Origin of the sequence: Saccharibacillus sp. JS10, from assembly GCF_024436065.1 — a bacterium.
GTDB lineage: Bacteria > Bacillota > Bacilli > Paenibacillales > Paenibacillaceae > Saccharibacillus.
Genome location: NZ_JANFNS010000001.1, coordinates 296,394 through 308,813 on the forward strand (window position 1 = coordinate 296,394; position 12,420 = coordinate 308,813).

Below are 12,420 nucleotides of genomic sequence, written 5' to 3' on the forward strand. Positions count from 1 at the left end.
GCATGAATTAACCGATGTTAGATTTTCTTTCTTCGCACAATCTTGTACAATAAAAGACATAGTGTCACATTTTATCGAGCAAGTATCGAAATGGAGGATTATCATGTCGGATTTTCAAACGAACTTAAACAAATATGCCGAACTCGCAGTTAAAGTCGGTGTAAACGTACAACCGGGTCAAATTCTGATGATCGACGCTGGCGTCGAGTCGCTGGAATACGTACGTCTTGTCGTTAAGCATGCGTACAAAGCCGGAGCCAAATTAGTTAAAGTCAATCTTGCAGACGAAGAAATCACTCGGATGCGCTACGATCTGGCTCCAGACGATTCGTTCGAAATCGCACCGAAATGGACAGCTGCCGAGCGTGAAGAGTTAGCGGAAAACGGCGGCGCAATGCTGGCGATTATCTCTAACAACCCTGATCTGCTCAAAGGCGTTGACCCTGCTCGAATCTCGACGCTGCAAAAAGTATCCGGCGAAGCGCTCAGCAAATACCGCCAATACGTGCAGTCCGACAAACTCGCTTGGTCGATCGTGGCCGTTCCTTCGGCGGCTTGGGCGGCTAAAGTCTTCGCTCACCTTCCGGAAAACGAACAAATCCCGGCAATGTGGGAAGCGATCTTCAAAGCCGTTCGCGTAGATCAACCGGATCCGGTCGCGGCTTGGCAGCAACATATCGAGACGCTGAATGCAAAATCGATTTACTTGAACGATAAAAAGTACAAAGCTTTGCATTACACAGCGCCAGGTACCGATCTGACGATCGAACTCCCTCCTACTCACCTGTGGGTAGCGGCGGATAGCGAAAGCGAACGCGGTTCGGGCTTCGTGGCAAATATGCCAACCGAAGAGGTATTCACCGCAGCGCTGAAAACAGGCGTTAACGGTAAAGTGTCCAGCACGAAGCCTTTGAGCTATGGCGGCACGATTATCGATAACTTCACGTTGACGTTCGAAAATGGACGTATCGTCGATGTCAAAGCCGAGCAAGGCGAAGAAACATTGAAACGCCTTGTTGAAATGGACGAAGGTTCGCATTACATCGGCGAAGTCGCTCTCGTTCCGCATCAATCGCCGATTTCCGAATCGGGCATCCTGTATTACAACACATTGTTCGACGAGAATGCGTCTAACCACTTGGCGATCGGTAGCGCGTATGCGTTCAATATCGAAGGTGGCAAAAGCATGTCGCGTGAAGAACTCGCCGCTGCTGGGATTAACCAAAGTCTGGCGCACGTCGACTTCATGATCGGTTCCGGCGAAATGAATATCGATGGCATCGCGCAAGACGGTTCGGCTGAACCGGTATTCCGTAACGGAAACTGGGCATTCTAATCGTTAAATGATCAAAGCCCTCCTTTTCCTATCCAGGAAGTTGGAGGGCTTTTTATATTGAAACTTAACGTTGCGCTTGATCTGGAATTTTACGGTTTCAACACGACTTTAATACAATCTTCTTTTTTGCTGTCGAAAATATCATACGCGTGCTCCGCTTCGTCGAGCGACAAACGGTGCGTAATAATATCGGTCGGATCGAGCTGACCTGTTTTGATCTGATTGTACAGTTCTGGCATATAATGAATGACTGGCGCCTGTCCGGTCTTGATCGTGACATTGCGTTCGAAAATATGTCCGAACGGGAAATTGTTGTAACGCAGCCCATATACGCCGGTTACTTGAATCGTACCGAATTTACGTACGACATTCGACGCCATATGGAAAGCTCCTAATCCTCCGCCTTGCAGCTTGAGTTTCGTTTCTACTTTTTCCATAAACGTCTTCTCGGAATCCAGACCCACGCAATCGATGACTACGTCGGCTCCCCCGCTCGTAATCTCAAGTAAGTGATTGTCGAGATCGTCATTTTCCATAAAGTTAAAGGTCTCCACTTGATTGGTGAGGCGCGCGTGTGCCAGACGATATTCGACATGATCGACAGCGATTACGCGTTTGGCGCCTTTTTGCCAAGCGAATTTTTGCACCATCAGACCAATAGGGCCACAGCCTAGCACAATGACCGTATCGCCTTTTTTGACGCCAGCGTTGTCTACACTCCAATAAGCGGTCGGAATCACGTCAGAAAGCAGCAGGACCTGCTCATCGGTCATATCGGCATCTGGCGGAATCACGAGCGGTCCAAAGTTGCCGAAAGGCACTCGCAATAGCTCAGCTTGCCCGCCGGCGAATCCGCCGTACGTATGCGAATAGCCGAGCATCGCGCCTGTATCTTTTGCCGGATTATCATTCGCGTTGTCGCACTGGCTTTCCATTTGGTTTTGACAGAAGAAGCATTGACCGCAAGAAACGTTGAACGGAATGATCACGCGGTCGCCTTTTTTGACATGCGTCACTTCGCTTCCGATTTCTTCGACAATCCCCATCGGTTCGTGCCCAATAATGTAATCATCGTTCATACCCGGAATTTCTCCGTTGAATAGATGCAAGTCCGAACCACAAATCGAAGTCGAAGTGACGCGAATCAGAATATCGTCGCGCTTTTCAAGCTTCGGCGTTGCGACCTCTTTCACTTTTACTTTACGTTTCCCTTGATAAGTGAGTGCTTTCATCGTCGCTCATCGCTCCTTTTGACTGAATGTGTAAGTATAGAAAAGCCTACCTTCCCTCATTAAACGAAAAAGCCCCTCCTTTAACAAAAAATTTCCAATTTCGAGTAAGGAAAGTACAAGCTTGCGTGTTGGGGAGGGGCGAAAGATTGGTTAGGCAGTCTTGCGGGTATAAAAAAGGAAGAGAGCGACGGTTCAGAGTAAGTCATATGACCGTACGACTGGGATACCCACTATGGATGGAGGACTACATCATGAAACATTTATCCGATACTCAAATCGATACATTGAAAAGTCTACTGTTGGAACAAAAAAGCGAACTGGAGCAACATTTCGGTAATTCCGAAGATACGACTGAAGGGTTTGAGACTTCACTTCGTGATTCGACGGGAGAATTGTCTTCGGTAGATAACCACCCTGCCGACTTAGGCACGGAAGAATTTGAACGCAGCCGCGATATGGCGATCGATAGCGATCTTTCGGATCGGTTGGACGAAGTTAACGAAGCGCTGAAACGTATGGAAGACGGAAGCTACGGAGTCGATGTGAAAACGGGCAAAGACATTCCGTTCGAGCGTCTTGAAGCGATTCCTTACACGGCGTATAACGTTGATACGACACCGGAAAATGCTCCGATTGAAGATTATCGTCCAGTGGAAGAAGACGTGATGACCCCTCCTCCATCCGGCGCAGGCGAGAATCGCCAAGCCCATGCAGGCAAATTCGATGATTCCGATGCTTGGAAAACAGTCGAGAGCTACGGTAACGCCGATTCTCCAGCCATGTCTACCAAGCGCGATGTAGAAAGTTACGATCAGCTGTCCAGCGATAGCAATGAACAAGAAGGTTCGGTAGAATCGTATGAAAACTTCACGGCTAACGATATGACCGGCGAACAGCGTAGTGTCGAAATGACACGCGCGGAACGTGAGTATGTCGAAGCTGGCGAAGGCGAGCCGATCGCAGAGATCGACGAAGTGATTGGTGATGAAGAAGACGACGCGACGGTGGAGCAATTGATCGAACAAAGCGGCGTGCGTTCGGATAAAAGAAGCAGCGATCAATAAAATCTTTTTTTTGTCAATAAGGCTGTTCAATCTCAAAAAGCAAACCAAAACCTCGGATCTTATTCCGAGGTTTTTTTGTGTTTATTCGTTTGTTCTAATTGTTATCGTTACTTGAATAATTGTGCAAAAGACATTCGAATATCCATATTCTAAACGTTATATAATAATAAAAACCCCACCTTCTTCCTACTTTCGTGTAGAATAGGAGAATAATTAATTGGATTGATAACAGATTACACTTCTTATTCATCAAGAATCGAAGTGTACGGATCGGAAATAAAGCCGAGAAAGGAGCATATATGGCTCAACATCTTCAAATGCTTCTCAGCCACGGCTTCGACGAATTGGACGAAGGCATGCAGGAGCTTATTTATAATGAGTATTACGATTTGGCTTACGGCGCTGTATACTATATTGTACGGGATCATGCGGCAGCCGAAGATGTGATTCAAGAAGCATTTTTGAAACTTATCAGCCGGAGACCGGAATTCGAAAACGAATCTAAATTTTTTGCTTGGCTAAAAGTGGTCACGCGAAATAGCGCAATAAATGATTTAAGAAAAAATAAAAGACACCGTAACCATGTAGAGGCAGAGAGCGTTCTTAATTATATAGAGGCTAAACAGGATCACGCGACTTCCACAGAAAAAACCGTAGAGGTTAAAATGATGGAAGAAGCGATCCAAGAGCATCTACAAAACATGAAGCCGGAATATCGGGCGATTATTTTGTATCGTTGGAAATACGGCATGTCTTACAAAGAAATTGCCGACTCGCTTGGCACCAGCGAAGATATTATTCGGCAAAGACTTTTCCGAGCAAGAGAAAATATGCGTAAGGTGCTGCGCAAGGATTGGGAGGGCAGCGATGAAAGACGAAAAATTTGACGAGCTGTTCGACGAGGCTTTCGAGCGTGTCGTCAGCTCGGCATCGCCTGTCGATGCAACATCCCGACAGGCGTCCTGGCAGCGTGTACAGCAGCACCGATTGCAACAAACTAGACGAGTACGGCGTAAGCGTACAATTCGATTGACTGGAGCAGCCGCAGGATTGATTTTGCTTGGCTCCGTCATCTTTTCTGAACCGGTACGAACCGGAGCGCTGAGTCCGATTTATCAGAAATTATATACATGGAGTACGGGCGAAGCCGTATTGTTTACCGGTAAAGAGAAGCCGCTGGAAACAGAAGGCGCGTTAACCCCTCCTCCTCCCGAAGGTATCCAAAAGCCGGAATGGTCAAGCAGTGAATTCGAAGCAAGCGTGATCAGTTTTACGGATACCACGATGAGCATGGAAGAAGCGCGTCAAGCGTTAGGTTATCCGATGCCTGAATTCCCTCGGGTTCCGGAAGATCTGAAGCTTCAGAAAGTATCGGTGATGGTTCCGGATGACGATACACCTCCTGTTACTTTTACCCTCACTTATAAAGGAGAAAATGAACGTGAAGTGATGATCAATGTCGATCTTATACCGGAAGACGAGAATCGGGTCTATAGCTTCGGCAGCAATGATTTTGAAGAAGTGATGCTGGACAATAATCTTCCGGCAAAATATGTACATCGCGAATATAGCGATCTGATTTATACAATTCGCGGCAAACTGGGTATCATGGTGAGCGGTACCGTTACACGCGAAGAACTACTTGATATTGCAGGGCATGTTATTGACGGTTAAGCGTTGAATACAAAAAAAGATCTTTTCTTCTTCGGGAGAAAAGATCTTTTTGCATAAAGGATCAACAAACCACTCATGAAGACACCAGAAGCGTTGAACTGTAAACTGTCGTCACTTCTTTATGGTCTCCATTCATCGACCAATGTTCAGACTTGATTCGATAATAATAGCCTTTTAATACGGGAAGCTTATACTTTAATACTGCACTATTGGTCGCTGTACTTGTCGTTCTTCGCTCTCCGAAAAGTTCCCAACTACTTCCGTTCCATCGCTCCAAAGAAACACTCAATCCGCTACGTGAAGACGATGAGGTTCCCACTGTGGAAGAAGAGATCAAGACCGAAGAACGATCCAGCGTATCCACGTTAAGATTGGAATACGCAGAGTTCAAATATTTTCCGGTCGTCGAGTCGTGTTGCCCCGGATTCGGATTGGTCGCCGGAGGCGGTGACGTCAATGCACCCGGTACACGAATGATATTCGGAGGTTGCGTTGTATCCAGCGGTGGAAGTTGGGTAACAGGCGGTGATTCTTCCGCATACCCGCTTCCCGGTATCAAAATGATCGTCGATATTAAAATTGCGGTAGGAATAGCCAGAAGTTTAAAAAATGAAGATTTGGTATTCAAGTTCATTTTTATTCCCCTTTCTAAAAGCAAAGCTTTCTAGCAATCTGTATTCAAATTTATAAGATGTATAACGAAAAAGGAACCTAAAAGGTTCCTTTTTTCTCTAAATTTATTTTACTTTATTTTTTATAGCTTTCTACTTCTTCGATCTCGGCGGTACCATTCATAAATTTGCTGAGCATCTGACGCGTTCAATCGAGCAATCCGAAGCGAAGAACCGCCCGAGCCCCCCAGCAAATGAGCTTTGAGATTTAACATCTGCCCTTTTCGTTGCCAATGACTTCCGCCAAGTTGAATCGCTACGATATGACGCTTTAATGTGAAATGTGTCTGTTTGGCAATTGCTCGGTTTACAATGGTGAGTCGATCTCCATCGAGCCTTGCACCGCTTGTACGGAAAATCCAATAATCTAATGCGAAGACGATAGGAATCAGCAATAATGCCCAGCGCCCGATATGCGGGAAAAAGTAGATCAGTACAGCCGCCAAAACGATCGTAAACAGCAATCCTGCTCTGACGTATCCGAACAATGCACGTTTCGGCGGATGTACCTGCGCAGAAGCAAACGTAAATTGCGGAACCGTTTGCTCCAGTAAAGCTTCGATCTGCTTACGCGCGATAAAAGGATGCAATGCTGGCGTTTCTTTTTCACTCGAAGAAGACACGACATTGATTTCCACATGAGCGTAACCCAGAAGCTGTCTAAGCCATCCCTCTTTCACCGTAACCGATTGAACACGGGACGGATCGAACAAAAACTGCTTGCGTTCCAATAGACCATACCGAATCGATAAGCGATCTCCTTGTCGATATAACGAAAACCCGGCGAATTTGATCACAAATAATAATACAGATAATAACCAAGCTCCTACTAGCGCTACAGCGATGATAATTAAAATAGCTTTGATCCCTGTAAAATAAGCTTGTGCATTCGTCACCAGTTGATTTACCCAACGATCCGGCAGCAGGTCATCGGCAAACGAAATCAGACCTGCGATAAAAGCGACGGCTAGCCCGATATTGAGTTCAGTCAAAGCCGCTTGCAGTAAACGCCCCGGACTTAATCGATATAGCAAAGTCGACTCTTGTTGAGCTTTCGGCGTGTGGGCTTCACTATTGCCTTCTTCTCCACTTTTCTGTTCTACAGGACTTTGCGAAGCAGCTGCTGAGCGTTCGTTGAGCACGTGTTGAAGCCGCTCTGCTTCTTGCCTACGAAGTACAGGTAACGTTGCATCCCCTTCGCTTTTACCTCCAGGTGTCTCAATTTTGAGCTGCACGACGCCAAGCAAACGTTGAATCAAAGGTTGTTCTTGGCTTACCGAATGAATCCGCGAGTAATAAATGATTTTTTCGCTACGCTGAATGATTCCTTTGCGAATCGTGATCCGATCTTCGGCTTCTTCGTACGTAAACCTTTTCCAGCCGATGACTTCCATAACGCCGGTTAATACAATAAGACCCAATGCGATTCCGAGAATGGCGTATACGCTTGGCGGAAATCCACCGTTCGATATGAATTGAATCCCGAAGATAAAGATCAGGGGAATCAAGCTGCGGATGACTTTTAGAATTGAAAAAACGATATAGAGCGGAGACATCCGCTTGGGTTCGTTCACTCTTCCGTCCTCCTCGCCAGTTCTCCGATCGTGCGTTTTAACTGCTCGGCTTCATCCGCTTTTAACCCTGCAATGGTATGTGTAGTCGCCGCGGTCACAATCTTTAATTCAGCCAAACGGTATTTACGCAAAATCGGTCCGTTTTCTAATTCGACATGTTGAACTTTCGTCATCGGAATCAAGGTTTCTTTCATAAAAAACAGCCCTTTGCGAATCTCGATCTCTTCTTCGAAAACGGCGAATTCCAATCGATTGTAGCGAATAACAGGTACTCGAAACGCAAAGAAAACAAATAATAGAGCGAATACAACGATCGCGATGACGCCGATCCATAGCGGTAACCAATTCCAATCCAATAAAGCACTCAGTATCGTTAAGGTTATAGCTATAAGTAAAGGTATTATGTATAAACAAGCACTTCCGAGTCTGGATGCCGCAATCCAATCGGGATGTAGCCTTCGAAATTGAGCTTTACCTTCCTGTTCTTCCATCGTAATCCCCCCAATGCTTTAAAGCGTATCGATATTTACACATGAAGTCAATTCGCTCTCTTGGAAGCTCTCCTCAGAGAAAACAAAAACCGCCGAGATTGTATCGGCGGTTTTTAGAACTGACTACCAAATCATTGTAGATTTAAAGATTGGATTGAAGGAATTCTTAAGCTCCGGCTTCTACTTGTTTGGCGGTTAAAGACGCTACAGAGTCAGTTTCTGGAGACTCGCTTGGAACTTCGACCTCAATTACGTTATCTCCGCGTTCCGGAAAACGATCGGCTTCCGGTAACGGCTTCAAGATCCGTACGCGAGAAATCCGTTTTTGTTCCGTCTCGTCAACGATAAAGGTAGAGCCTTCGTGATCGACCGATTGTCCTTTTTGAGGAGGCAGAGCGTCTATTCGCGCATAGAGCCAGCCGCCAATCGTATCGTAATCATCAAAGTCCAGATTGAATTCAAACTGATCGTTCACGTCTTCAATCAACATCATCCCGTCGATCGAGTAACTGAATTCACCGGCTTGTTCGAGTTCAGGACGTTGTTCTTCATCGAACTCGTCTTGAATTTCGCCTACAATCTCTTCCATAATGTCTTCCAGCGTAACAAGCCCCGCTGTACCGCCATATTCATCGACCAGCATCGCGATTTGTGTTCGACTACGCTGCATAAGCTTCATCAATTCGCTAATGCGAATCGACTCGGGTACAGCGATAATCGGGCGAATCAAGCGGTCATAGTCGGCGTCGGGTGTCCGCATCAAGTCTTTAATATGGATAAAGCCAATAATATGGTCTTTATCTTGCTCGCAGACCGGATAACGCGTCCGCATCCCGTCATAAGCCACTTCCAAATTTTCTTCACGCGACACATTCGTATACAGACAGATCATTTCGGTCCGAGGAATCATGACTTCGCGTGCTGTGGTATCAGCAAATTCAAAAATATTATCGACAAGCGCCATTTCCGTATTGTCGATTAATCCGTTTTTGTTGCTTTCCTTCACCAGAATTCGGATTTCTTCTTCGGTGTGTGCCGAATCTAATTCGGAAGCCGGTTCGATCCGCAGTAGTTTCAGCAGACCATTCGCCATTCCGTTCAAGACCCAAATAAACGGATACATCATTTTGTAGAAAAAGACCATCGGAACAGCGGCGGTTAATGCCACTGCTTCTGTTTTGCGAATTGCCATCGATTTCGGAGCTAACTCTCCGATGACGATATGCAGCATGGTGATGATGATAAACGCAATCGCTACCGATGTGCCGTGAATCGCCACTTCGTTATTCCAGCCAAAGCTATGGAACAGCGGACGTAAGAACGAAGCTACAGCGGGTTCCCCGATCCAACCAAGTCCAAGCGATGCCAGCGTAATCCCGAGCTGACAAGCGGACAGATACGCATCAAGATTATTGACCATGCTTCTGGCGAATACCGCACGCTTACTGCCGCTATCCGCCATCGTTGCGATTCGACTTTCACGTAACCGCACCATCGCAAATTCCGCCGCTACAAAAAATCCGTTTAACCCGACAAGCAACACAACCATCAAAATACTTAACCAACCGGGCAAGGGGTCACTATTCAATATACATCCCGTTTCCGTACCGCTTTATATCGCGTTATACTCTCGGAAAACGGGTCCACCTCCTTCGTTTTCCTAAATAATAGACTTCTAATTGTTCCGACAATAATCGATAAGCCACTTCCCATCTAAACGCTAGCAACTCCCCAATTTCGCTCACTCCGTTTCTTTTTTGCTATACGATCCATTATAAATGTTAGTTACTCACAGCAAAATAGGAACGAAAGGTCAAAAAAACCAAAAAACCGCCTTTTGAGCGGTTCAAGGTTCATTTTCATGCTTCATCTTCTTTTTTCACGTTCGTGCACCGATTTAGGAGCAATTTCGGCTATTTCATTGATTATTTACGTGCGATTAAGGTGAAGGTCTTCGGAATTCCTTTATCAAAGCTATCTCCAGACAAATTCGGTTCTTCTTGTAGACGGGATAAAATTAAGCCGCTTTGCGCTACCGAAGTTACGATTTCGCCTAGATTCCATTTGCGCAACCAGACTTTCGGCGATTCGCCTTCGGCATATTTAGCAAAAGAAGCTTCTTGCTCTTCTAACGAAGAATCGAAATAATCGCCGTCTACTTTGTGTTTGCGGATTTTGGCTGTCGTGCCTCGCGAAGAAATCAACTTGGTTGATACAGGATGGAAATCCCGTAAAACAAATTCACCTTCGGGCGCCAGCAAGGTATGAACCAAATTCATAAACGGAGTCAGGTCCGTAAAGTAATGCAAGATCCCCATTTCCGCAAATACAACATCGAAAGTGCCCGCAAGCGTCGCCGTTTCTAACTTGAGTACGTCAGACACGATATAGGTCAAAGGAACATCAGCTGCGGTTGCCAGTTCTTGCGCGTAACGTTGATTACCCGGCGAAAAATCCACGACAGTGACTTCAGCACCCAGCAGTGCCAAAGCAATTGCTTTGCTTCCATTGGAACCCATTAGATTCATGATCTTTTTTCCTTGCGGATCACCGATCGCTTCGCCAAGTACCGATAACGATTTGGCAGGTTGAGCTTTGATACGTTCTGCGGCTTCAGCCGGTGTACCGAACCTTGTTACCCAAGCATCGTAGGTCTCCTGGTTCCATGTTTCTTCATTAAAAGGGTGCGCAACATTCGCTGCATCCGGGTTTTGCATGTTAATCTTCCTTTCTAATCAATCTTGAATCCAAATAAGACCGCGATCTATTGCCGGAGCTGGATCTGCTTTTAGCAGCTTCACAGTCTGTAATACACGTAAATTCGGCACATGTTGCAGGTCTTCCAGAGAATGAACATCGAAGTAACCGTCTTCCCCATTCCAGAACGGAATAATCTGAAGCTGAACTTGCTGTCCGGTCGAGACGACGAGCTTGGTTACATGGGCTAGATCTTCTTCGGTTAAAATTAGACGCTCAAAATATTCTCGAACTTCGGGAATCGCCCGATCGCCTTCTTCGGCGATTGAAATTTCGCGTAACGCATATTCTTGTACAAAAACAACAACGTCAAAACGCGGCGTGATTCTTTTTTGTTTGTACATTAATTCTTCGATCACCGCTAGCTTAAAGTTAAAATCAACAAATTCGACGCCTTTTGATCCATTTTTCGGACTGGGCATTGTATGTTCTTCGATCTGCGCAATGATCACCTGCGATTGCCTGAGCGTTTCGGAAGCTTTAGCCGCTAATGCGGTCTGGCGATGTTGAGCGATAACGAGATCCAGAACCAGCCTTCGATCATTTGATCGCGTAATTTGCAATAAAGGCTGCCTGCGCAGTGGATCATAAATAAAATCTTCGATAAATTCGTCGAATTCTCGATCTGACCAAGTCGGCATATCAAGTTCCAGCTTTTGTAGCACAGGGCGAATCCCTAATTCTAACGCAGCTGCATCTTCCCCAATAAAAGAAGTCGCTAAGCTCAAGTAAGCTTTCCCTTTGTTTTCTTTAGGTTGATCCAGTTTGAGGTAAAAGTCAATCAGCCCGGCAAATTCTTGGGCATAGCAGGTATGGTAACCTAACATATAAATATGAACATGGTGACAAGCGGGGTAAAAAGTCCGAATCAGTTTCGGTAGCAGCGCTGCCGCTTCCGAGCGTAGATCGTCGTCGTCCATATAATGAGGATGATTGAAATAAACTTCGAATAACGCGGCAGCCGTATTGGACAATGAAGTATAAATCGTTTGGCTGAGTGATTCTGTTTGTCCTTTTGCAATCCATTTCCGTAGTAATTCAAGTACTCGATTGTGCTGCATGCGCAGCTCGTTGCGCAAAGCGTAAGAACTTTCCAGCGAAGCTTTACGAAAAGCGAATAGTTCTGCTAATTTGGCAGTTTTGCGCGCCGAATCAATATCGTTGAATTCTTCTTTTTCCAATCGACTCAACATTATATCATAAAACCATGAGCGCCTATCGGCAGTTAATAAAACAAAGCTGCACCACGCTTCATTGATTTGTTCATCTACATCTCTTTGGTCTTCCTCTGAAATTTCAAAATGATCGATCCATTCGAAAGAAGCCACGACCCGTTCATAGCCTTCGGACTCAGGTATAAACCCTTGCAACCGAGTAAGCAATTGGTATGAGAGTTCCGTAGGCTCTTGATCGGGATTTGCCCGATTGGTCATCGCATTTCCTCCTATTACTTGACAGATGTCCATGACTTAAGTCGTTCGTTCTATAGTAACATTCTCTTCGCTTTTTGCACCAGTCCAACTTTTTGGAATCTGTTAAGTTGACGTTCAAAGCCATGTAAAAGTTGCGGGCTTCTGTAGTTCGTTTACCTCTCTTGATGTAAAATGAAAAAGAATCCGAT

The 12,420-nt window shown here is 45.7% G+C and carries 11 protein-coding genes; 4 read left to right on the plus strand and 7 right to left on the minus strand.

Annotated features, from left to right (window positions below):
* Window positions 1-103: 103 nt before the first annotated feature.
* Window positions 104-1,336, plus strand: coding sequence for an aminopeptidase (locus NOM90_RS01365; protein ID WP_255939411.1), 1,233 nt, complete (start codon window positions 104-106; stop codon window positions 1,334-1,336).
* 89 nt (window positions 1,337-1,425) lie between these two features.
* Here NOM90_RS01365 and NOM90_RS01370 read toward each other — a convergent pair whose 3' ends face one another.
* A complete protein-coding gene (locus NOM90_RS01370; protein ID WP_255939412.1) occupies window positions 1,426-2,568 on the minus strand; it encodes a zinc-dependent alcohol dehydrogenase in 1,143 nt (380 codons plus the stop codon).
* Between the two features lie 251 nt (window positions 2,569-2,819).
* Here NOM90_RS01370 and NOM90_RS01375 point away from each other — a divergent pair, with 251 nt between their 5' ends.
* The 3 genes from NOM90_RS01375 to NOM90_RS01385 all read left to right on the plus strand — a co-directional run bounded on the left by NOM90_RS01375 (window position 2,820) and on the right by NOM90_RS01385 (window position 5,306).
* Window positions 2,820-3,632 (plus strand): TraR/DksA C4-type zinc finger protein, encoded by an 813-nt coding sequence (locus tag NOM90_RS01375; RefSeq protein ID WP_255939414.1) that lies wholly within the window; start codon window positions 2,820-2,822, stop codon window positions 3,630-3,632.
* Between the two features lie 317 nt (window positions 3,633-3,949).
* The gene (locus NOM90_RS01380) at window positions 3,950-4,519 is read left to right on the plus strand and encodes an RNA polymerase sigma factor (RefSeq protein ID WP_255940503.1); all 570 of its coding nucleotides are present in this window, start codon (window positions 3,950-3,952) and stop codon (window positions 4,517-4,519) included.
* Window positions 4,500-5,306, plus strand: coding sequence for a DUF4367 domain-containing protein (locus tag NOM90_RS01385; RefSeq protein WP_255939416.1), 807 nt, complete (start codon window positions 4,500-4,502; stop codon window positions 5,304-5,306). The genes NOM90_RS01380 and NOM90_RS01385 overlap by 20 nt, the downstream gene beginning before the upstream one ends.
* 73 nt (window positions 5,307-5,379) lie before the next feature.
* Here NOM90_RS01385 and NOM90_RS01390 read toward each other — a convergent pair whose 3' ends face one another.
* From NOM90_RS01390 to NOM90_RS01415, 6 genes are all read right to left on the minus strand, one after another.
* Window positions 5,380-5,940, minus strand: coding sequence for a hypothetical protein (locus NOM90_RS01390; protein ID WP_255939417.1), 561 nt, complete (start codon window positions 5,938-5,940; stop codon window positions 5,380-5,382).
* A 120-nt stretch (window positions 5,941-6,060) separates the two neighbouring features.
* Entirely contained in the window at window positions 6,061-7,551 is a 1,491-nt protein-coding gene (locus tag NOM90_RS01395; protein ID WP_255939418.1) for a PH domain-containing protein, read from the minus strand.
* Window positions 7,548-8,042, minus strand: a complete 495-nt coding sequence (locus NOM90_RS01400) for a PH domain-containing protein (RefSeq protein WP_255939420.1) — start codon at window positions 8,040-8,042, stop codon at window positions 7,548-7,550. Before NOM90_RS01400 ends, NOM90_RS01395 begins: the two co-directional genes overlap by 4 nt.
* A gap of 166 nt (window positions 8,043-8,208) precedes the next feature.
* Entirely contained in the window at window positions 8,209-9,591 is a 1,383-nt protein-coding gene (locus NOM90_RS01405) for a hemolysin family protein (protein ID WP_255940504.1), read from the minus strand.
* Between the two features lie 376 nt (window positions 9,592-9,967).
* Complete coding sequence (locus tag NOM90_RS01410) at window positions 9,968-10,759, minus strand: class I SAM-dependent methyltransferase (RefSeq protein WP_255939422.1); 792 nt, start codon at window positions 10,757-10,759, stop codon at window positions 9,968-9,970.
* An 18-nt stretch (window positions 10,760-10,777) separates the two neighbouring features.
* Window positions 10,778-12,232, minus strand: a complete 1,455-nt coding sequence (locus tag NOM90_RS01415) for a DUF6892 domain-containing protein (protein WP_255939424.1) — start codon at window positions 12,230-12,232, stop codon at window positions 10,778-10,780.
* Window positions 12,233-12,420 lie beyond the last annotated feature (188 nt).